This window comes from Streptomyces sp. NPDC048288 (assembly GCF_043201555.1).
Lineage (GTDB): Bacteria > Actinomycetota > Actinomycetes > Streptomycetales > Streptomycetaceae > Streptomyces.
On the sequence record NZ_JBICZD010000004.1, the window covers coordinates 86274 to 108210 of the forward strand.

Sequence of the window (21937 nt, forward strand, 5' to 3'; positions counted from 1 at the left end):
CCTTCGGCGTCCGAAAGGCAGCCTGCGCACCGGTGCCGCACCTCCGGCTGGCGCCCGGCACCCTCTTGTGCCGGGCGCCGGACCTCGGTGCGCAGCTGTTGCCGTCCTCGTGCCGCCTCCAGCCTGTCCCGGGCTCTTTCACCGGGCCGCGCGGGCGCGTAGCTCCAGCCCGTCGATGAACAGGTCCACGGCCGTCGTGTAGGCCGTCTCACCGGAAGCGGTGACCAGCTTCGGTCCCAGTCGCTTCAGCCGTGGGTACAGCTGAGGGTCGGCCGCGGCATGATTGACCGACCACCGCTGACGGTCCGCCTTCCGGACTTCCTCGGGCAGTGCGGCGAAGGCCGCGTACACCCCGCACATCGCCAACACCATGTCACCGTAGGCCCGGTAGGCCCGCACCGCGTCGATGCCGGTCAGTCCGGCCGCCTCCATGCTCGCCAGCACTTCCTCGATGATGCGGGCCTCGTTGGCGCGCCCGGTGGTGCGTGAGGCAACAAGCATCGCGGCCCGGGGGTGTTCCTGGTACGCGCGGTGCGCGCGCATCGCCAGGTCGCGCAGGTCGGCCTTCCAGTCGCCGCTGCGGCTGTATCCGTCAAGGCTGATCCCGATCAGCCGGTCAGCGATCTCCAGCACGAGGTCGTCCATGTCGGTGAAGTACCGGTAGACGGCCGTAGGGCTGGCTCCCAGGGCCGCGCCCAGCCGCCGGACCGTGAGCGCGTCGCTGCCGTGTTCGGCGATGAGGCCCATGGCCGCACCTACGATCAGCTCGCGCGAGAGCACCACTCCCGCCTTCGTCGCCGTGCGTCTCACTCGCTCCGCGATGACCCGTTCGCCCGTCGCCACGCCGCCCCTCCGTACTCGATCAGTCCGCCGTGCCCGTACACCAAGCCACCATAACGGGCCGCTCGTCTGCACAAATTGTTGCGTGAACAGTGTTGACGCAAGAGATGTGGTCGGGGTTACATCATCGCCACACGTATTCCCGGCGGCACCTCTTGAGCCCCCATGCGTCGCCCTTCACACATCGGTTTCCCAGTCCAGCCGCGCGACCCGCCCTGGCCAGTTCCACGCCTCGCGCCGGCCCCCAGTCCTGGAGGAGTTCCCATGGAGGCCCCCTTGCCCAGCGGACGCGCCGCCGCGCCCGAGCACACCCAACCGCAACTCCGTCAGGTCATCGGAGCGGTCGACGGCGCCGTGATCGCGATGTCGAACACCGCGCCCACCCTGTCCATCGGCATCGGCATGGGAGCGATCGCCGGCATCGTCGGCGGCGCGATACCCGCCGTCGTGTTCCTCGCCTTCCTGCCGATCCTGGGCATCGCGAGTGCCTACGGGCGGCTCAACCAGGTCGAACGCAATCTCGGCACAGGGTTTGTGTGGGTGCGCCGCGCCCTCGGCGCCAAGATCGGCCCCTGGCTCGGCTTCCAGAGCGCCTGGGTCAACGTCGTCGGCACCACCATCTACCTGGCCTACGGCAGCCAGGTCTGCGGCGCCGCGATCATGTCGTTCGCCAGGCAGTGCCACCTGAACAGGATCGCCGGAATCGCGATCGACCCGGCCTCCACCGCCCAGACCACCGTCCTCGGCCTGACCGTGCTGACGGTGCTGACCTGGAGCGCCATCCGCGGCGCGGACTTCGTGGCCCGCTTCCAGACGCCGCTGATCATCTTCGAGTACCTGGTCCTGCTCGGCTTCTGCGGCTACGCCCTCTTCGCCGGCGAGCACGATTTCAGCGGTCAGTGGTTCAACCCGGGTTCGCTCCCCTCGCTCAAGGTGCTCGCCAACGGACTGGTCGTCAGCGTCTACATCTTCTGGGGCTGGGACAGCGCCTTCGCCGTCACCGAGGAGACCCGCTCGCCCAAGGACGCTGCGCGGGCCGGCTTCGGCGCACTGTGGATCATGCTCGGGATGTTCCTGCTGGCCGCCATCTCCTTCGAACGGCTCTTCAGCGTCGACCAGATATCCGGCAATGCCTCCTCGCTGCTGGCCTACATGGGCACCACGCTGGCCAAGGAGCCGCTCGCGCTTCTGCCGGTGATCGCCATGCTCTTCTCCTCCGTCGCATCGCTGCAGGCCGGCATGCTGCCCACCGCGAGGCTGACCATGTCGATGAGCCGCGAGGGAACGCTCGGCCCGGTCTGGGCCCGCCTGCACCGCAAGTACGCCACCCCGGCGCTGGGCACCCTGATCCTGTGCTCGATCTCCGCCCTCCTGGCGGTGCTGGCCATCGGCATCGGCACACTGAGCCAGTTCATCTCCGCCGCCGCGACCGCAGTGGGCATGCTGGTCTCGCTCTACTACGCGCTGGCCGGCATCGCCTGTGCGGTCCGCTTCCGCGGCACGCTGCGCGAGGGCTTCCTGCCCGCTCTGCGGGCCGTCGTCCTGCCGGGGCTCAGCGCGCTCGCCCTGCTGGTCGTCGGCGGCTTCTTCGCCGTACAGGAATGGAACCAGTCCTCCTCCTTCGCCTTCAGCGCGGTCAACGGCCGGTTCGTCGTCGCCATCCCGGCCACCATCATCCTGGCGGGCATCGTCTTCTCCGCCTGGTCGAAGTGGGTACGCAAGTCCCCCTACTTCCAGGACACTCCGACCGAGTTGTCCGCCGCTCTCGAGCACGGCTCGCCAGCCCCCGCTGACCTCCCGGCCAGCACCGGCAGCCCCGCCTGAGCCAGCGTCGGCGGGCCAGAGAGCAACCAGTTGTACTCCCTCCCACGCACGTACGGCGACGTCGAGACAGCACGAGCGTCGAGCGAGGGCGCCCGCCCGGGTGTATGGTGCGGGCCCCATCGCGCTCCAGGAGCAGCGTGCCGCTCGCCTGCGGATGCGCGGGGCCTGTTCAAGGTGCCTGCGAAAGGTGGTGTTCCGCTCTGCGGCACACCACCTTTCCTTCGGCCCGGCAGCGGAGGTGGACTGGGCCGCTATGAGCGCCGTCATAGATCAACTCCATTCGCGCACGGGGACGCAGGGCAACTGTGGCGCCGGACCGCTGTCGTGGTTGTCAGGACGGTCGACTGCTTCAGCAGGCCCGACGCTCGCGTTGCCGAAGCCGGGTCGCGGGATTCTCCGGCAGCTCATCCGGCTGTTCGCCCCGGAGTTCGGCGACGCCTTCAACTGAATCTCCACTCTCGACGTCAAGTGAGGTAAACGTGGGAAGAATCAGGCGCCTTGTCGCGACCCTGTCGGCAGCATTACTCCTGGTGATGGTGCCGGTGGCCGCGTACGCGGCCACCGGCATCCAGACGCTAGGCAGCCGGCTGACGCTCGCCCAGAAGTGTGCAGCGTTCAGCCCTCAGCCGCTTCCGAACGGAGCGACGCTGGTCAGCACGTCACTGCGGGCCGCGACGTCGTACACACCGACGGTCTGCATCGCACGAGGAGCGATCGTCTCGTCACCGGGCTCAGTGATCAACTGGGCCGTGGAGCTGCCCGATCCCTCCAAGTGGAACCGCAAGACCCTGACCATCGGGGGAGGCGGGTTCGACGGGTTCATCCCGACGGACAGCCCGTGGTACCAGAAGATGGCCGGCCCCTACTCCTACAAGTTCGTCAAGATCAGCAGTGACTCCGGGCACCAGGGCAGGGACTTCTACCCGTGGGCCACCGACGACGTCGCTCTGCGGAACCACGCCTACGACGCGAACCACCTCGTGCTTGGAGTCGGTACGGCGATCGCGACGCAGTTCTACGGGAAACAGCCCCTGTACCGCTACATGATGGGCCAGTCCAACGGCGGACGTGCTGGACTCGCCGCCGCACAGCGTTTCCCGAAGGACTACGACGGCGTCCTCGCGCTGGAACCGGCGATCAGCCAGCAGAACCATGAAGCCAACCTCACGCAGGTGAACCGACACATCTACGGCAATCCCAAGAACTGGCTCAACGCGTCGAAGACCGCGCTCTTCGCCCAGGCCGAGATCAAGCACTGCGACGGTCTCGACGGGCTCAAGGACGGGGTCATCAGCAACACCGCGGCGTGCCACTACATCCCGACCGATCTCCTCTGTAAGGGCACCGACAATGACGAGTGCCTGACGGCTGGGCAGATCGAGTCGATCCGTCTCCTGTATTCGGATCACATGGTTCCGGTCAAGTTCGCCGACGGTTCCGTGGGATACCCCCGCTTCGCCCCTGGCGGAGCGGCGACCACCGACTGGCACTCCTATGTGTTCGGGTCGAGCTTCACGGCACGCGAATCGTTCGACTATTTCGTGGGTGACCAGACCGCGAAGGTGGTCACAAACGATGCGAACACGGACTACATGACCTACAACGTCGCGGCGCACCGAAGCCAGTGGACCAGGCTGTCTCGCCAACTCGCCACGACGGATCCGGATCTGTCGTCCTTCGCTGACAACGGAGGGAAGCTGATGATCTGGCTGGGCATGGCCGACACGTGTGTCACGCCTTACCAGACCGCTGCATACTTCAACAGCGTGAAGAAGACCATGGGCACCAAGCAGGTCGCGTCCTTTGCGAGGTTGCTCTCCTCACCCGCGGTCGGCCACAGCATGGATGGGCCCGGGGCACAGCCGACGGGCAGCGCACTCCTGCGTGCTTTGGTCACCTGGACCGAACACGGGCAGGCGCAGGACCGCTTGGTCGCCGCAAAGACCGCGTCCGGGTCGACGACTCCCCTGTTCACCCGCCCTGTATGTGAGTACCCGAAGTACCCGCGCTACAACGGCTCCGGCGACACCACGGACGCGGACAACTTCACCTGCGTGGCATCCCGGCGCTCATAAGTCGCCGGCAGAGGGAGGATCAGGGCCTGTCCGGCCGATTCCCTGTGCAGAGCCAGATGGTGAGGGCTGCGGCGGTTGCGGTGCCGAGGTAGACGTAGCGGCGCTTGTCGTAGCAGGTGGCGACTACCCGGTGCCGCTCGTCGGAGCGTGCTGGCTCAACCTGCAGGAAGCCTGGTGGCGCATCTTTCTCAAGGCCGCCCTCGCAGGCCGGTCGTTGGCCAACCCCGATCCTCGACGGCCGTGGAGTGCTCCTCGCCACGGGCGCGCCGCGGCCGTCGTCTGAGCTCCGAGATCGTGCTCGTCCGGACCGGCATCGCCGACGCCGACACGCTCGCCGGCTGGGCCGCGCACCAGCCCAGCCCGATGGTCGAGCCGGTAGGTACCGCAGTCCGGCTCTGTGGTGGTTCTGCGTCGGCAGCGACTGCCCTCGGCTGCGTGGAAACTGTCGTTGACACTCCGGCAGGCGGCCGCCGACGGGCCTCGCCCGCGCCACTCCGCCGTCCGCGGCTCCCTCGACCAGGAATGGCCTCGTGGTTGGTGTAGGCGTCCTAGTCGGTCACGGCCAGGCCGGTTCCGGGGCCGGTCACGTCCTCGAAGACGGCGTACCGGCGGGCCTTCATTCGGCACGAGCCTGCGTGGGCCGGCGCGGCGTGACGGTTCCCGACCTGGTGGACGCCTCCAGCGCATCGCGCAGAGGAGTTCTCACCAGGGTCGGGTTCCTTACCGTTGCGGCAGGGGACTGCGGTACCGGGACTACTTGCTCTTGGTCTGCGGGCGTGTGCCGCTGCTCGGACCCCGGCCAGCGGCGGAGTGCTCGGGTGCGGCATCGGGCTGTGCGGGGTCCGAGGTACGGGACTCGACTTGGCCCACTCCCCAGCCGTAAGCAAGCTTGTGGACTTCCAGGACAAAGAACGACTCGGTGGCGATGACTCCGTCGATGTGATGCATGCGTTCGTTCACCAGGTCGGTGAAGTGCTGTGTGTCGCGGCAGATGACCTCGGCCATGATGTCGTACTGGCCGGTCGTCATGATCACATAGGAGGTCTCGGGATATTCGCCGAGTTGCCTGCACACTTCGCGTGCGGTACCTGGACGGACCTTCAGACCGATCATCGCGAACCGGTCGAATCCGATGGTCAGAGGGTTGGCGATGCCGACGATCTGGAGGATGCCGTTCTCCTCCAGCCGCTGGACCCGGTAGCGGACAGAGGAGGCTGGGATACCAAGGTCCTCCGCCATCTGGCTGTACGGACGACGGCCGTCGGCCTGGAGGATGGCGATGATCCGACGGTCAGTGTCGTCGAGGGGATTGTCCTGTTGTGCCATGACGGTGTGCGGACTCTTTTCTGGCTTCTGCCCCTGGGCCGGGCCTGTCGTCTGGTGGTCTGTTCCTGAAGGCTCCGCATATTGTGGCGGGCCCTCAGGGCACCGGTCACGAGTCGAAACCGAGGCCCAGTCTGTCAAGAGTGCGTAGCCAGAGGTTACGGCGGCCGTGGCTGTCCTCGCGGGCCAAGGAGGCCCTGGTGGCCTGGACACCGAGGTACCGGACCGGTTCCGGCGGGAAGGGGACGGGGCGCCGACGGATCATGGCGGGTTCCAGGCGTTCGGTGCGCTCTCCGCTGAGCAGGTCGAGCATGACTTCTGCCCCGTACCGTGTGGCGCCCACTCCGAGGCCGGTGAAGCCGAGCGCGTAGGCGACACGGTCATGTGCGGCCGTGCCGACGAACATGCTGAAGCGTGTGGAGGAGTCGATGATCCCGCCCCATGCGTGAGTGAAGGGCACTTCACCGAGCTGGGGAAACGTCTGTGAGAACTGCTGGGCGAGTTTGGCGAAGGTGGCAGGACGTTGCGTGAGGTGCTCCTGGCGGCTGCTGCCGTAGTGGTAGACGGCGTCGTAGCCGCCCCAGAGGATGCGGTTGTCGTCGGTTTTACGCAGGTAGTGGAACTGGTTGCCCGCGTCGGTGATCCCGTGGGAGCCCTGCCAGCCGATGGAGGCGAGCTGGTCGTCGGTGAGTGGTGCCGTGACGAGGGCGTAGTCGTAGACGGGGAGGATCGAGAGCGACAGCCGTCGCAGGAGGGGGCGGTAGACGTTGGTGGCGAGGGCGACACGTTGGGCCGTGACGTGCCCGTAAGGGGTGTGCAGGCGCAGCGGGTTCTGGGTGTCCAGTGCCGTGACTTCAGTGTGTTCCGCGATGCGTACACCGTGCTCGAGGCAGGCGCGGCGAAGTCCCCAGACGAGCTGTGCGGGGTCGAGCAGGGCGTAGTCGGGACTGAACATGCCGCTCTGCCACAGCGGGGAATCGACGTATTCCTGCAGCTGTCCGGCGTTCAGAAGGCGTGCTTTCTCGCCGTGTTGTTGGGCGAGGGCGACCGCAGCAGGCAGTGCGTCGCTCTGCCAGGCCGTGGCGGCGACGGTGACCTTGCCGCTGCGCACGAAGCCACAGTCGATCTGGAAGTCATCGAGGTCGCGCTGGAAGGCGTCGAAGTTCTCTGCACCGAGGCGCTGAAGGAGTTCGATCTCGTGGGGCCAGCGTTCTATGCCGTTGGCGAGACCGTGGGTGAGACTCGGAGAGCAGAAGCCGCCGTTGCGCCCGCTGGCGGCATGTCCGCATATGGCCTGCTCCAAGACGAAAACGTCCTGGCTGGGGTCGCGGCGCTTGGCCAGGAGCGCTGTCCACAGCCCGGTGTAGCCGCCGCCTACGACGGCGAGATCGCAGTGGGTGTCCCGGGTGAGGCGGGGTTCCGGTTCGGGGCGTTCACCGCGGCTGAGCCAGAACGCCTGGGGGGTCGCGTGGCTGAGGCGTTCACGGGAGTCGTCGGACGGGGAAGGGGTGGTCATGGAGTCCTCGCGGGGAAGGGGCGGTTGTGGAGCAGACAGATGAGCCGGCCCGGCGCCCTAGCGGAGGGTGGGGCGCACGGGCCGGCTCGGTCTGCTACAGGCTGATGACGCCGGTGCGCGTGTCCGTCATGTCCATCAGCGTCCACTTGCCGCCGATGCGGCCCCAGCCGGTCGACCGGCTGCCGGCGCCTCCGAAGGGCATGTTGATGTCCCACCAGTTGTTCGACTCGTTGACGACCACCTGGCCGACTTCCATCTCCTCGATGAAGCGGAAGGCGGACGTCATGCTTTTGGTGAAGACGGCGCCCTGCAGGCCGAGCGGGTCGTCGTTCGCGATGCGGAGCAGGTCGTCCTCGTCTCGTCCGGTGATGACCGGGACGACCGGCCCGAAGGACTCTTCCCTGGAGAGCAGGCTGTCCTCGGGCACGTCGTCGACGACGGTGAACTCGTAGTACAGGTCGGTAGGCATGCCCGGGCGGCGTCGGCCGCCGGTGAGGATGCGGGCGTTCTTCGCGAGCGCGTCTTCCATGTGCCGGTCCATCTTGGAGGCGACGGCCTCGTTGTTGAGGGGGCCCAGGAGGGTCTTGTCGTCGAAGGGGTCCCCCAGGACGACGCGCTCGGATTCCCGCAGGAGTGCCTCGACGAAGGCGTCGTGGACGTCGGCGTGGACGATGACCCGCTCGGTGGCGCAGCAGACCTGGCCGGCGCAGGGGTAGGCGCCGTCGACTGCGGCCTTGGCGGCGGCTTCGAGGTCGGCGTCGGCGAGGACCACCAGTGGACCGTTGCCGGAGCATTCCATGATGGAACGCTTCAGGCCGGCCGCTGCCTGGATCTTGGCCCCGGTGACCGAGGAGCCGATGAAGCCGATGGCGTGGATCCCGGGGTGGCGTACGAGGGCGTCACCGAAGCTGCCGTCACCGGGAAGGACGCTGATCAGCCCTTCGGGCAGGCCCGCCGCGACCATGGCCTCCATGGCCTTGAGGACCGTCAACGACGTGTGCGTGGGCGGCTTGACGACCAAGGCGTTGCCGGTGGCGAGACCTGGTGCGGCAAACTCGGTCAGCATCAGCAGCGGGAAGTTCCAGGGCGTGATGATGCCCCACACGCCCACCGGGCGGTGGAAGGTGAACATGCGCTTGCTGTTGTCCCGAGAGAGCAGCGTCTCACCGTTCAGACGCACCGCATCCTCAGCGTGGAGGCGGAAGAGCTGCGCCGCCTCGGTGACGTCGGCGACCGATTCGGCCAGCGGCTTGCCCTGCTCAAGGGTCTGCAGCCGGGCCAGTTCGTCGCGGCGGGCGTCGAGTTCGTCCGCGATGCGGTGACACAGGGCAGCGCGCTCCCACACGTTGACCAGGGCCCACTCGCGCTGCGCGGTGTGGGCGCCGGCCACTGCGGCGTCGAGGTCGGCCGCTACCGCGAGCGGAAGGGTGCCGGCTCGATCCCCGGTAGCCGGGCTGATCACGTCGAAGGTCTCGGTGCCCGAGCCGTCGGTGAAGGCGCCGTTGATGAACAGCTGCTGGGTCAGGGGAAGTGCGGATGCCAAGGCGACTCCTCAGAACAGATCCGTCGATGCACCAGATGAAACATCAGCAAAGATTCGGCGTCAATACTCATGGATGAGCAGAATGCATCCACATTGTTTGCTGATTCATGAGTATTGACTCTCGTTTCCTGCTGACTCAGAGTGCTCGCATGTCGAACCCAGCAGACGCCTCAGCGTCCCCTCCTGCCGACCCCGGCACCCTCGACAGCGCGGAGCAGGCAGCCCTCGCCAAGAAGATTCGCTGGTGGGACGGCTTCGCCATGTCCCTGACCATGCCCGCCGCCCTGATCGCGTCCCTCGGAGCGTCCATCGCCGGCCTGGGCGCATGGGGCTCGATCGCCCTGTGGGCAGCCTCCATGGTCCTGGCGACCGTCGCGAACTGGATCTACAGCGAACTCGCCGCGATGTTCCCCGACTCCTCCAGCGGCATCGCCGGCTATGCCGCTCAAGCATGGAAGTCCCGCGCACCCGTGATCGGGCCCGTTGCCAGCATTGGCTACTGGTTCCCGTGGACGACCGCCCTGGCCGTCTACGCGGGCATCATCGGCTCCTTCGTCCAGGCCCAGTGGTTCCCCGGCCAGGACTGGTCGTTCGACCTCGGCCCCATCGGCCTGTCGTTCCCCATCGTGGTCGGACTGGCCGTGATCGTGCTCCTCTACGGCGCCGCGATGATCGGCCTGCACGTGGCGATGTGGCTGGTCTATCTCACCGGCGGGGCCCTGCTCGTGCCGCTCGCCGTGTTCATCGTCGTGCCGTTCTTCAGCGGCGACTGGAGCACAAGCGGTCTGCACTGGAACCTGCACGGCATGGCAGGACTGCGCGAGGCCGTCGTCTGGCTCTACGTGATGGCCTGGACGTCCTTCGGTGTCGAGGTCTGCGCCACCTTCGCTCCGGAGTACAAGGACACCGTCAAGGACACCTCCCGCGCTCTGCGCGCAGGCGTCCTGTTCTGCCTCGGAATCTTCATTCTGCTCCCCCTGTCCTTGTCCGGATACCTCGGGGAAGCCAAGATCGCCAACGATCCGACCACCTTCTACGTCGGCGCGTTCCAGAGCCTGGTGGGCGGCGCCTCCGACATCATGGTCGTCTTCCTGATCGCATCCTTGCTCCTGATCATGATCACTGGCCTGGCGGACGGCTCGCGCGTCCTGTACGACATGGGGCGCCGCGGCCTGACCCTCCGCCAGGTCGGACACCTCAACCGCCGAGGCGTCCCGGCGCGAGCCCTCACTGTCGCCCTGGTCCTCAACGTCCTGGTCCTCTGCGTTCTCAAGACACCGCTGGCCATCATCGTCACTGGGAACCTGGGCTACATCCTCACGCACGCACTGGCGGTGTCCGGATTCCTCCTGCTCCGGCGCGACCGCCCCGATGCCTCACGCCCGATCCGGCTGCCCAACATCTTCATCCCACTCGCCTGGGCCCTGACGCTCGCACTCGTAGTCATCCTTGTGGTCGGCGCCACCGGATTCTCGATCACCGGATACGGCGGGTTCAGAGAGCTCGGCATCGCCGTAGCAGTCCTCGCCATCGCCGCACTTCTCTGGCTGTACCGCACAAAAGTGCAGGATCGCCGCGCCTCCGCAGAAGTACAGCCCCAGTCCGGCTCCTGACCGGATGGGGCCCGTCGTGCACCGCCGGAACGGACCGGCGGCGCACGGCAGAGCAGCGAAGCCTGCGTCCACAACCTGCCTGGCTGACGGCGAGAGCGGCTCACCGGACAGGTTCCGACAACGGCTCCCCCGCCAGGGCCACTCATACCGACGCGTGCCCCACCGCGGACCCCCGGTGCGGCACATCCACCCGTTACCCACATCGGAGTGTTCATGGACGCCATCGTGATCGGGGCCGGCCTGGCCGGGCTCGTTGCCGCCAGAAATTTGGCCGAGGCCGGACAGGAGGTCCTGGTCCTCGAGGCGCGAGACAGGGTCGGCGGCCGGACATGGACCGCGCCATTTCCCGAAGCGGGCCTGAACGTGGATCTCGGCGCCGAATGGATCACGCCCGACGTCCACACCGCCTTCGCCGCCGAGGCCGCCCGCTACGGCCATCGGCTGGAAGCGATACCCCCGGAAACGATCCGTCGCTGGAATCTGCTCGACACGCCCGAGGAAGGCGCAGAGGTACTCAATACGGTCGAAGCACTTGAATATGCCCGCGTATGGGCCGCAATGGGCGCACACGCCTCACTGATCGACCCCACCCACTCCGACTGGCACATCGGCCATCATGACCTCGATATACCTCTCGCGACCTACCTCGACCGCCTCAAGGTGTCAGGGAAGGCACGAGCTCGTGTACTCGCCGAAACCTTCACGCTGATGGGCGCGGACGAGAACGAGTACAGCGTGCTGCACCTGCTCCACGAGATCGCCGGCTTCGGCTCTGTCCAGGCAACCATCGCTGCAGCCGACTCCCACCGTGTCGCACCCGGCGCAGACGCCGTGGCGCGCTCGATAGCGGCAGAACTCGGCAACCGCGTCCTACTGAACCGCACCGTCACATCCGTCTCGGTCCACGACAACCGTTGCCACGTCGTTCTGGCAGACCGGGCCATGCACGAGGCCACCACCGTGATCGTGGCTGTGCCTGTCAACTGCCTGCCGGACATCGCCCTCCCCGAAACGGCGCAGATACCCTCGGCTAGGCATGCGGGACGCGCGGACAAGGTGTGGACGCACGCTCCGAGCCCGGCACCCGCCATGCTGAGCATCGGCTGGCCCGGTGTCGTCGAGACGTACGGGATGCTCGGCAGCACGGGCACCGCCGTCGCCTCCTTCCAGCTCCGCGAAGGCAGCGCAGAACACCGCGAAGCCCAGCTCGCCGAGCACCTCGCCGTCGTGTTCCCGGACATTCCCTTCGGCCCACGTCGGCAGCACGACTGGGTCGGCGACCCGTTCGCCCGCGGTTCCTGGTGCACCGCCCGTCCCGGCCAGCTCGACGAGCTGCATCAACTGGCCACGCACGAGCCGCCCCTCGTCTTTGCAGGAGGAGACGTGTCACGGCGCTGGATCGGATGGATGGACGGAGCAGTCACCTCCGGCGCCGACGCTGCCGAACGCGTCCGCGCCTACCTCAGCGGCCAGAGGGTGCCACCAGTGAAGGGGTGACCGGCCAGCCGATATCGCCTGAGCGTGTAGGTCACGAGCACAGCGGGAGCGCCGATCGCGAGGAAACACGCAAGAGGTCGTCCGATCTGCCGGTGATCGGGCCTTCAGGCGCGGCCACCGGCGTACTGAGGAGTGCTGTCAGGCTCAAACTAGCCAAACAGCAGACCAGCCAGTCCCGCACCGCAAGCGGCACCCGCGCCTGCACGTTCACCGCCCCCAGACGCTGTGTGCGAGCCCACCCGCCTGTCACCTCGGGCCGCCCTGCCGTAGGCGGCCAGGCAGTAGCCGAGCCCGAGGCGGGAGGTGCAGCCGGGCGGCTGAGCTCCATCAGGGCGCTGGAGGGGGCCGGACGGCCCGTCGCCAGCCGTCCTGGCGCCGCTGTCCCGGTGCGCGAGCAGTCCAGTCTTCCTGAAGGATCTGCGCCATCAAGTCCTGCTGTTCCTGATGAAGTTGACCGGCGCCGCGTCTGGTGCGGGCCTTGCACAGCCACGGGCCGATCATGACGCGTTCTCCGTCGATGTCGATCCATTCCCGTGGGCCGGGCGGGCGGTTCCGGTGCTCGACGAAGAGCCGGAGGATCTGCGCGTTCTGCTCGAAGGAACGACGTCGCCGTTTCACCGCGGGCGGGCGCCCCGGCTCGGCCTGGGGCAAGGGGTTCGCGGGGGTGAGCCGCAGGCGGGTCAGGAGGTCCCGTCGGGGCGGGGGCGAGACGATCCCAGGTGGAGAGCCGGCGGTGCAGCCAGCCTCCCACCTTCACCTCGCCGATCATCGTGCCGCGGTGCAGCGCGGCCGGACTGTGGCCGGCTTCGATATGGCGCCGCAACAGGTTGTACCTGCGATGCCAGTCGGGGCCGAGGGCGGCGAGCTGGGCATGGCGGCCGACGCCGAGGCGGAGAAGACGTTCCGCACGGTCGACGAACGGCTCACCTCCCGGTCGGAGGAGGCCGCCCGATGCCTGCTCGACCTGGTCCCGGTACGCGAGGCCGCCTCCTTCTCAGCCTGACCCGCTGCCAGGCTCCCCGACTCCCCCGGCTCAGGCGTAGAACCGCGACAGACTCCGCAGCACCGCCGCCGGCTTGCTGCCGCCCTCGATCCCGATCGTGCCGTCCACGGCGATCTGGACGCCGCCCGGGACGTCCTCGACCTCGGCCAGTCCGGCGGTGAGGCGAATGCGGGAGCCGGCCTTGACCGGGGAGGGGAAACGGACCCTGTCCAGGCCGTAGTTGACCTTGGTCGTGACGCCCTGGACGTCCAGGAGCTCGGTGAACAGGGGGATGAACAAGGAAAGGGTCAGATAGCCGTGGGCTGTCGGGGCACCGAAGGGGCCCTCTGCGGCACGGGCGGGGTCGACGTGGATCCACTGGTGGTCGCCGGTGGCGTCGGCGAAGGTGTCGATGCGGTCCTGGGCGACCTCGATCCAGTCGCTGGTGCCGAGGTCGCCGCCGACGAGCTTCTTCAGTTCGTCGAGGCCGTGCACGGTGAGGGTCATGGGGGTTCCTTACTGGTTGCGCTTGCGCACACGGGACTTGAGGAGCTTTCCGGAGGCGGTGCGCGGGAGTTCGTCCGCGATGACGAGAGAGCATGCGCAAGAGACCCGCTGGCATCGATGCGACACCCGCCCGCGTACCTGGGGCTCGGGCGCGGCCGCATCACAGCCGGGGGTCACACACCAGGTGCGGTGTAGACGGACCTTCCTGCGACGTAGGTGTGCGCGACCGCTGCCTCTCCGATCGCCTCGGCAGGGCCGTCAAACGGGTCCCGGTCGAGCACCACGAGGTCGGCCACGTTGCCAGCCCGCAGGCTGCCGCTGTCGTCGCGGTGGTTCACGTAGGCGCTGCCTGCGGTGTAGGCAGCCAGCGCGGTCGCCAGGTCGAGGGACTGCTCCGGCAAGAACGCCTTCGCATCCGAGCCCAGGACGGCCCGGTTGACCGCGACGTGGATGCCCTGGATCGGGTTGGCGTCGCTAACTGGCCAGTCACTGCCGGCGGCAAGCGTAGCGCCGGCCCGCAGCAGGTCGCCGAAGAGGTATTGCCGACTCGCCCGCTCGGGGCCGAGGAACGGGATCGTCAGGTTGTCCATCTGCGGCTCGTGTGCGGCCCACAACGGCTGGATGTTCGCGGTGGTGCCGAGCTGGCGGAAGCGGGGCAGATCGTCGGGCTGGATCACCTGGAGATGGGCCAAGTGCGGGCGGGTGTCGCGGAAGCCGTGAGCTCGGCGGGCCGCTTCGACCGCGTCGAGCGCCTCGCGGACCGCGCGGTCGCCCAGCGCGTGGAAGTGGACTTGAAAGTCGAGGGCGTCGAGCTCGGTGACGTACTCGGCGAGCGCGGTCGGCTCGATGAAACTGAGGCCGCTGTTGGCGGTCGCGCAGCCGCACGCGTCCAGGTATGGCTCGGTCATGGCGGCGGTGAAGTTCTCGGCGATGCCGTCCTGCATGATCTTGATGGTTGAGCAGGTGAGGCGGCCGACCGTGAGACGGCGGCGGTTCTCCACCAGCTCGGGGATCTGCTCGGCACCGCGGTCCCGCTGCCACCACAGGGCACCGGTGACCGTGGCGGTGAGACTGCCGTCGAGAGCGGCGGACCGGTAGGCCTCGGCCGGGTTGGGGTGGCCGTGCGTTTCCCCGAGCATCGCGTCCTGCCAGCCGGTGATGCCGAGCGAGTGCAACCACCGCTGTGCCCGTAGCAGGCCTGCGAGCCGCTCCGTAGAGGTGGTCGGAGGGATGTGCCGCGCGACCAGGTCGATTGCGCCTTCCTGGAGGGCGCCTACTGGCTCGCCGTGGGCGTCGCGGTTGACGACGCCGTCGACCGGGTCCGGAGTATCCCGGGTAAGGCCGGCCCTCTCCATTGCGACCGTGTTGAACCAGGCGCCGTGGTGGTCGCGGTTCGTGAGCAGGACCGGCCGGTCCTGGACGACCCGGTCGAGCAACTCGCGGGTGGGAACGCCGCCGGGGAAGCTCTCCATCGACCAGCCGCTACCGGTGATCCAGTCCGCCTCGGGGTGGGCGTCGCCGTACTCCCGGATCCGGGACAGGCACTCGTCGACGTCAAGAATCCCGGTCAGGTCGCACTGGCCCATCTCGATGCCGCCGAACACGGCGTGCACATGGGCGTCTTGGAAGCCGGGCAGCAGCAGGCGACCGTTCAGGTCGACCACCTCGGTCTTCGGGCCGCGCAGGTGGTCGAGGTCGTGGCCGACGGCGAGGATCCGGCCGTCGCGGACCGCCAAGGCTCTCGACATCGTTCGCGCGCCGTCGACGGTGAGCACCGGACCGTTGACGAAGACCAAGTCGGCGTATGTATCGCTCATGCTGCGATAGAACGGCAACCGCACCACGAAGTCAACGCTGTTCACAACGCCGTTTACTCGTTACGATCCTGCCTGGCCCGAGCGCCTCGGGCGGCGATCGCGTCGAGCAACATCCCGAGCGCCAACTCGAACTGATCTTCCTGATCCACCTCGGCGAGGTGGCCCGCGACGCTCCGGATGTGCTCAAAACGACCAGTCGGCAGCACCAGGTAGTCGCGGCTCCAGGCATAACCGTCGCGTCGCATGGCGTCAGCGTCGACGGTGCGGGAGGCAGCCCGGAAGGCCGTCCAGGCCAGCGCAGTGTCGGCGACCACCCGGTAAACACTGGCAGCCTCCCGCCCGCTCAAGCCGGCCTCCTGGATGGCACCGATCACGAGATCGGCGGCCTGGAACTCGGCATCACGGCGCAGCGTCCGATTCGCGACGAGCAGAGCGACTCGGGGGTGTGCCTCGAACGATCGACGAGTGGCACGGCACAGCGACAGGATGCGCTCTCTCCAGTCCGGTTCGTCGAGATCGACCTGGGACAGGGCCTCATCGATCAGCCGAGCACCGAGGGCGAGCAGGAGATCGTCCTTGTCCCGGAAGTGCCGCAGCACGGCCGTCGGGGTCACACCGAGAGCCGTGCCCAGGCGCCGAAACGTAAGCGCATCCGCCCCTTCGGCCTCGGCGATCCCCAGCGCCGCTGTCACGATCTCCGCCGCGCTGAGTGAACCCCGGACCCTGTCACCGTGCGAAACCTGTTCCATGTGCCCGAGTATCACTGCCAACTCAAATGTGAACAAGTAAGTGAACATCGTTGACATGGCCGTTCTCGCAGGCATACGTTCCCCCGCAACATCCAACGACCTGCCGATCGGCGTGCAGGTCGTCGGGCTACCCCCACGACGACGACACCGCGTTCCATCTCGGTGCTGCCGCCAAACGCGAACTCGGCCCATGGGCCGACCCGCACCTGGTGCCCGTACCTACGACCGCTCCCGAATTAATCGCAAAGATCGGAACCGCCGATGAATGAGGTCTTCCTCCGCCGCGCCGTTCGCGGCGCCATTGCCCTCGCCGCCACGGGTTCGCTCGCGGCATGCACTGGTGCGCCGGCCCCGCAGGCGAAGGGCTCGGCGACCGCTTCCGCGCCGACATCCGGGTTCACCGTCCTGACTCCAGCCGCCACCGCGGATGCACAGAATCTGACGTGGGCGACCTACCGGGAAACCCAGACCCTCGACCCGATCAAGGCGTTCGACTACCCGGAGAACGCCGTCGATCCGCTCCTGTGCGACTCCCTGCTACGGCAAAACCCGGACATGACAATCGGTGACGGGCTGGCCAAGGTCACCACGACGACGCCGACCCAGTACGACTTCCAGATCAACGCGGCGGCGACCTTCTGGGATGGATCCCCGGTGACTGCCCAGGACGCTGTGTTCAGCCTCAAGCGGGCTGCCGCCCCAGACGCCGGCGGCTACTACACGGCCAGCTTCGACCGGGTGTCGTCGATCAAGACGACCGGTGCCAAGACGTTCCGGATCACGCTCAAGAAGCCCGACTACTGGCTGCTCAGCGAACTGTCCGCCACCCCGGGCGAGGTCCTGAAACAGGCCTACGTCCAGAGCAAGGGCGACCGGTTCGGCACCGTGAACGGCGGCACCATGTGCTCCGGCCCCTTCAAGCTGGACTCCTGGAAGACCGGCCAAGGCGTCAAGCTCGTGCCCAACACCGGCTACTGGGACACCAGCCAGCCGAAGCCCCGGCTGACCAGCCTGACCATCATCGGCGCCGCGGACGACGCGACGCTCACCGCCGGGATCAAGACCGGATCCATCTCTGGCGGCTACCCGATGGCCCTGAGCACGCTCGGGCAACTCAAGAACGATCCCGCCGTGAACGTCTACCAGGGTGCACCGTTCGCCACTGCCTCCATGGTCGTCAGCGCCACCAAGGGGCCGCTCGCCGACCCCAAGATCCGCAAGGCCCTGTCGTACGCGATCGATCGCCAAGGCATCATCAACACCGTCTTCAAGGGCGCCGCGAACCTGCCGCACGCCATCGCGCCTCCCGGTACGTGGGGCTACGCCAAGGACACCTTCACCAAGGCGTACAGCGAGCTGCCGGAAATGACCCAGGACCTGGCCAAGGCCAAGGAGCTCGCCACCCAGGCGAACGCGGCGGGCCAGACCATCACCCTGGGCACATCGTCGGGAATCCCGACCGTCCAGACGGAAACACTTGCCGTCAAAGCGGCCGCCGAGGCGATCGGCCTCAAGGTCAAGCTGAACAACGTAAGCCCGGCCAACTTCATCAACTTCTTCACCGACCCGAAGGCGTACGGCTCGGTCGACATGTTCCCGACCATGAATTACCCCGACTACGCGGACCCGGCCGCGCTCTACCGGACCTTCGCGCTGCCCAGCGGCACGCAGAACTTCAACCGCTGGAGCAACGCCGACGTCACTCGATACCTCGACGCCGCACGCGGCGAATCGGACCCGGCCAAGCGTGCCGAGGACGTGGTGGCGGCCCAGAAGATCATCACCGAGCAGCTCACCTGGATCCCGCTCGCGGCTCCCAACACGGTGCTGATCATGAACAAGGCGGTGACCGGCGCGCCGGCGACCTTCCAGTACATGTTCGGTCCGTGGGCCGTCCACCTCGGAGGCACCGGCAAGTGATCCGCTTCCTGATCCGGCGGATGGCGATGCTCGTGGCAACTGTGTTCGTCGCGAGCTTCGCCATCTACGGCGCGTTGTACGTCTCGCCCGGCAGTCCGCTGTCGGCGCTGGCCGGCAACCGGCCGTTGCCGGCCGCGGCGCTGGCCCAGCTCCGCGCCCGTTATCACCTCGACGAGCCGTTCCTGGTGCGTTACTGGCACTGGTTGACGGCAGCGTTGCACGGCGACCTCGGCGAGTCCATCCCGCTGCACGAGAACGTGTCCACACTGATCGAGCAGCGCATCGGTGTAACCGCCGGCCTCGTGCTGCTCACCGCGGTGATCATCATCATCGCCGGTGTGGGACTCGGTCTCCTCGGCGCACTCGGCAGGGGGATGGTCGACACCGGGGTGCTGCTGACCTCGACCGTCTCGGCGGCGCTGCCCTCGTTCGCCGCCGCCGTGGTCCTTCAGTTCGTGTTCGCCGTCAAGCTCGGCTGGCTTCCCGCCCTCGGCACCGGCCAGGGTTTCGGCGACTCCCTGCGGCACCTGCTGCTGCCGTCGCTCGCGCTGGCCGCCACCTCCGTCGCGCTGGTGACCCGGGTGACCCGGGCGGCCGTCCGCGAGGAGATCGGCCGGGAACACGTGCAGACGGCCGTGAGCCGCGGCCTGCCCTGGGCGGGCGTGGTGCGGCGGCACGTCCTGCGCAACGCGGCGATCCCGATCACCACGGTTGTCGGCATCACGATCGCCAGCCTCATCGCCCTGTCCGCGGTCGTCGAGACTGCGTTCGGGCTCAACGGACTGGGCGCCTACCTGGTACAGGCCGCCCAGGACAAGGACGTCGCCGTCGTGCAGGGCATCAGCCTGGTGCTCGTGCTCGCCTTCGTCCTGACCAATCTGCTGGTCGACATCCTCTACGCGGTGCTCGATCCGCGCATAGCCCTGGGAAGTGGTGCCGCATGACGATCGTCCAGACTCCGGCGCCGGTCGCCGGGTCCGCGACCACGGGCCGTCGGCAGATGCGGCTGGGCCCGCTCGGCTGGATCAGCCTCGTCGTCGTGATCCTCGCCGCCCTGCTGGCGCTGCTCGGTCCGGTGCTGCGCCCGTTCGACCCCGACCTGGCGAATCTGTCGTTCGCCAACGTCGGCCCGTACGGCTCGCACCTGCTCGGCTTCGACGGTCAGGGACGGGACCTGCTGAGCCGCCTCATGACCGGCGCCCGCACCACGATGCTCGGCGCCGGCTTCGTGGCGCTCGTCTCGGTGGTCACCGGATCGGTCGTCGCGGTCACGACGGCCTGGTTCGGCGGTGCTGTCGACGCTGTCGCCTCCGCGGTGCTCGACGTGCTGTTCGCCTTCCCGGGGATCCTGCTGGCCGTGGTCGCGGCCGCGATCCTCGGGCCGGGGCTGTTCTCGGCCGGTCTCGCGCTTTCGATCGCGTACATCCCGTATGTGACCCGGGTGCTGCGCAGCGCCGCTCTCAAACAGCGGGCGATGGCCTACATCGCGGCTCTGGAGGTGCAGGGTTTCAGCGCGTGGCGGCTGTGCCTGCGCCACCTGCTGCCCAACATCTCCAGCCTGATCGTAGCGCAGGGCACTATCCTGTTCGGCTTCGCGATGGTCGACCTGGCAGCAATCTCCTTCCTCGGCCTGGGCGTTCAGTCACCGCAGGCCGACTGGGGTGTCATGATCTCCGACGGCAAGGCAGGGCTGCTGCAGGGATTTCCGCTCGAATCGCTGTCGGCGACGCTCTGCATCATCGCGGTCGTCTCAGCAGTCACCTTCCTCGGCGAAAGCCAGGAGGCCCGGGCCAGGCAGGCACGCCGGTGAGCGCGCTGCTCGAGGTACGCGACCTCACCGTACGGCTGCGGCTGGATAACGAGGACCGTGAGGTCATCACCGGTACCACCCTGGAGATCGCCGCGGGCGAGGCCATGGGCCTGGTCGGCGAGTCCGGCTCCGGCAAGTCCATGACCGCCAAGGCCATCGCCCGGCTACTGCCTGGCGGCGCGCAAGTGTCCGGCGCGGTCACCTTCGACGGCGTCGACGTGCTGGCCCTGCGCGGCGCCGAGCTGCGGCGGCACCGGGCGCGGGTGGCGGTCGTCTTCCAGGACCCACGGGCGCACATCAACCCGGTGCGGAGCATCGAAGACTTCATGACCGAGTCGCTGCGGCTCCTCAACGACGTGCCGCGCACCGAAGGCCGCCGGCGGGCGGCCGCCGCCCTGGAAGAGGTCGGTATCGACGACCCCAGCAAGCGGCTGCGCCAGTTCCCGCACGAGCTCTCCGGAGGCATGCTGCAACGCGTCATGATCGCTACCGCGCTACTGTCCGAGCCGCAGCTGCTGCTCGCCGACGAGTGCACCACCGCCCTGGACGTCACGACCCAGACCGAGGTGATGGCGATCCTCGATGACCTGCGCCGCGACCGCGGACTGGCCATGCTGTTCATCACCCACGACCTCGAACTGGCCGGCGCCGTCTGCGACCGGACCAGCGTCATGTACGCCGGTCAGGTCGTCGAGATCCGCGCCGCGAACCGGTTGCACGCTGACCCGCTGCACCCGTACAGCGCCGCCCTCGTACGGGCCAGGCCGGACATCAGCGCCACCGCACCGCGCCTGTACGCCATACCCGGCCGGCCCGTGTCGGCGTTCGAGGCGCCCGGCGGCTGCCGGTTCGCGCCACGCTGTCCGCACGCCCAGGACTCGTGTCGTGACCAGGAACAGCATCTCACCGACCTGGACGCAGGCCGGGTGCGCTGCTCGCGGGCCGGACAACTGCGGGGTCATCTACTCGAGGACGGTGCCCATGCCTGACGAACCGGCCCTTTCCGTACGCGGACTGCGCAAGCTGTACGGCGCCCAGGCGGCGGTCGACGACCTCTCCTTCGACCTGCTTCCGCGCCGGTCGCTGGCGATCGTCGGCGAGTCCGGCAGCGGCAAGACAACCGCCGCCCGCATGATCGTCGGCCTGGAACGGCCCACCGCCGGCACGATCGTCGCCTGCGGCCGTGACCGGTCGAGTCCCGCCCGCTCCGGCGCGGAACGAAAACGGCGCGGCCGCGAGGTCCAGATCGTCTTCCAGGACCCGTACTCAAGCCTCGACCCCCGCCAATCCGGCGCCGCGCTCATCGACGAGGTGCTGCGCGTGCACCACGATCACGATGCAACCGGGCGACGGCGGATCACCGACGAACTGGCCGAGCTCGTCGGCCTCGACCAGCGGCAGATCAACGCATCACCCCGGGACCTGTCCGGCGGGCAACGCCAGCGGGTGGCGATCGCCCGCGCGCTCGCCACCGACCCGCGCGTGCTGATCCTCGACGAATCGGTCGCCGCGCTCGACGTTTCGATCCAGGCCCAGGTTCTCAACGTGCTCGCCGATATACGCGACGAGCGCGGCATCAGTTACATCCTGATCAGCCACGACCTGGCCGTCGTCCGTCAGCTGACCGACGACGCCGTGGTGATGCGCAAGGGCGAGGTCGTCGAGCAAGGGCCGACCGGCGAGCTTCTCGACAACCCGCAACACCCGTACACCCGGATGCTGCGCGCCAGCGTTCCGGGACCCGGCTGGAAACCCACGCGGTCCGTGCGCTCGGTGGAGCGTGGCACCGCAACGACGCTTTGACCCTGCGGACACACCCCGGCTTTGGTTTGGCCGGGCGGCACAGCTCAAAGGGCTCACGCCGGAACGACGTGGTGGGCGGCGGCAAACGATCGGGCTGGATTCGTCTGCCTCCTTGCCG

General features: G+C 68.0%; 17 protein-coding genes. 10 read left to right on the forward strand and 7 right to left on the reverse strand.

Going from position 1 to position 21937, the window contains the following annotated elements; all coding sequences use genetic code 11:
* Positions 1–138: 138 nt before the first annotated feature.
* Entirely contained in the window at positions 139–843 is a 705-nt protein-coding gene (locus ACGFZS_RS15885) for a TetR/AcrR family transcriptional regulator (protein ID WP_393795528.1), read from the reverse strand.
* 261 nt (positions 844–1104) lie between these two features.
* On the opposite strand from ACGFZS_RS15885, the gene ACGFZS_RS15890 reads away from it, so the two are divergent.
* Both ACGFZS_RS15890 and ACGFZS_RS15895 read left to right on the forward strand, forming a co-directional pair.
* Positions 1105–2664 (forward strand): APC family permease, encoded by a 1560-nt coding sequence (locus tag ACGFZS_RS15890; protein ID WP_393795529.1) that lies wholly within the window; start codon positions 1105–1107, stop codon positions 2662–2664.
* A 479-nt stretch (positions 2665–3143) separates the two neighbouring features.
* Positions 3144–4739, forward strand: coding sequence for a tannase/feruloyl esterase family alpha/beta hydrolase (locus tag ACGFZS_RS15895; RefSeq protein ID WP_393795530.1), 1596 nt, complete (start codon positions 3144–3146; stop codon positions 4737–4739).
* Between the two features lie 753 nt (positions 4740–5492).
* Here the strand turns inward: ACGFZS_RS15895 and ACGFZS_RS15900 are convergent.
* The 3 genes from ACGFZS_RS15900 to ACGFZS_RS15910 form a co-directional block, all read right to left on the reverse strand.
* Positions 5493–6065, reverse strand: coding sequence for an Lrp/AsnC family transcriptional regulator (locus ACGFZS_RS15900; protein ID WP_393795531.1), 573 nt, complete (start codon positions 6063–6065; stop codon positions 5493–5495).
* A gap of 106 nt (positions 6066–6171) precedes the next feature.
* Positions 6172–7578, reverse strand: a complete 1407-nt coding sequence (locus ACGFZS_RS15905; protein WP_393795532.1) for an NAD(P)/FAD-dependent oxidoreductase — start codon at positions 7576–7578, stop codon at positions 6172–6174.
* Between the two features lie 94 nt (positions 7579–7672).
* Positions 7673–9121 carry an aldehyde dehydrogenase family protein gene (locus tag ACGFZS_RS15910; protein ID WP_393795533.1) on the reverse strand — a complete coding sequence of 483 codons (1449 nt, stop codon included), beginning with the start codon at positions 9119–9121 and terminating at the stop codon, positions 7673–7675.
* Positions 9122–9270: 149 nt separating this feature from the next.
* Between ACGFZS_RS15910 and ACGFZS_RS15915 the strand changes: the two genes are divergently transcribed.
* The 3 genes from ACGFZS_RS15915 (at position 9271) to ACGFZS_RS15925 (ending at position 13234) form a co-directional block, all read left to right on the forward strand.
* Entirely contained in the window at positions 9271–10734 is a 1464-nt protein-coding gene (locus ACGFZS_RS15915; RefSeq protein WP_393795534.1) for an APC family permease, read from the forward strand.
* A 213-nt stretch (positions 10735–10947) separates the two neighbouring features.
* On the forward strand, positions 10948–12231 hold the full coding sequence (locus tag ACGFZS_RS15920) for a flavin monoamine oxidase family protein (protein ID WP_393795535.1): 1284 nt from the start codon (positions 10948–10950) through the stop codon (positions 12229–12231).
* Between the two features lie 838 nt (positions 12232–13069).
* Entirely contained in the window at positions 13070–13234 is a 165-nt protein-coding gene (locus tag ACGFZS_RS15925; RefSeq protein WP_393795536.1) for a hypothetical protein, read from the forward strand.
* Positions 13235–13264: 30 nt separating this feature from the next.
* Here the strand turns inward: ACGFZS_RS15925 and ACGFZS_RS15930 are convergent, their stop codons facing one another.
* The 3 genes from ACGFZS_RS15930 to ACGFZS_RS15940 all read right to left on the reverse strand — a co-directional run bounded on the left by ACGFZS_RS15930 (position 13265) and on the right by ACGFZS_RS15940 (position 16286).
* Positions 13265–13720: a MaoC family dehydratase gene (locus ACGFZS_RS15930; protein WP_393795537.1), complete on the reverse strand. Its 456-nt coding sequence runs from the start codon at positions 13718–13720 to the stop codon at positions 13265–13267.
* A 173-nt stretch (positions 13721–13893) separates the two neighbouring features.
* The gene (locus tag ACGFZS_RS15935; protein WP_393795538.1) at positions 13894–15537 is read right to left on the reverse strand and encodes an amidohydrolase; all 1644 of its coding nucleotides are present in this window, start codon (positions 15535–15537) and stop codon (positions 13894–13896) included.
* Positions 15538–15590: 53 nt separating this feature from the next.
* Positions 15591–16286, reverse strand: a complete 696-nt coding sequence (locus tag ACGFZS_RS15940) for a TetR/AcrR family transcriptional regulator (RefSeq protein ID WP_393795539.1) — start codon at positions 16284–16286, stop codon at positions 15591–15593.
* Positions 16287–16841: 555 nt separating this feature from the next.
* Between ACGFZS_RS15940 and ACGFZS_RS15945 the strand changes: the two genes are divergently transcribed.
* Genes ACGFZS_RS15945 through ACGFZS_RS15965 form a run of 5 tightly spaced genes read left to right on the forward strand, consistent with a single transcriptional unit; the run spans position 16842 to position 21819 of the window.
* Complete coding sequence (locus ACGFZS_RS15945) at positions 16842–18206, forward strand: ABC transporter substrate-binding protein (RefSeq protein WP_393795540.1); 1365 nt, start codon at positions 16842–16844, stop codon at positions 18204–18206.
* Positions 18203–19150 (forward strand): ABC transporter permease, encoded by a 948-nt coding sequence (locus ACGFZS_RS15950; RefSeq protein ID WP_393795541.1) that lies wholly within the window; start codon positions 18203–18205, stop codon positions 19148–19150. The genes ACGFZS_RS15945 and ACGFZS_RS15950 overlap by 4 nt, the downstream gene beginning before the upstream one ends.
* Positions 19147–20016 (forward strand): ABC transporter permease, encoded by an 870-nt coding sequence (locus ACGFZS_RS15955; RefSeq protein WP_393795542.1) that lies wholly within the window; start codon positions 19147–19149, stop codon positions 20014–20016. Before ACGFZS_RS15950 ends, ACGFZS_RS15955 begins: the two co-directional genes overlap by 4 nt.
* Positions 20013–21005 (forward strand): ABC transporter ATP-binding protein, encoded by a 993-nt coding sequence (locus ACGFZS_RS15960; RefSeq protein ID WP_393795543.1) that lies wholly within the window; start codon positions 20013–20015, stop codon positions 21003–21005. The genes ACGFZS_RS15955 and ACGFZS_RS15960 overlap by 4 nt, the downstream gene beginning before the upstream one ends.
* Positions 20998–21819: an ABC transporter ATP-binding protein gene (locus ACGFZS_RS15965; protein ID WP_393795544.1), complete on the forward strand. Its 822-nt coding sequence runs from the start codon at positions 20998–21000 to the stop codon at positions 21817–21819. The genes ACGFZS_RS15960 and ACGFZS_RS15965 overlap by 8 nt, the downstream gene beginning before the upstream one ends.
* Positions 21820–21937 lie beyond the last annotated feature (118 nt).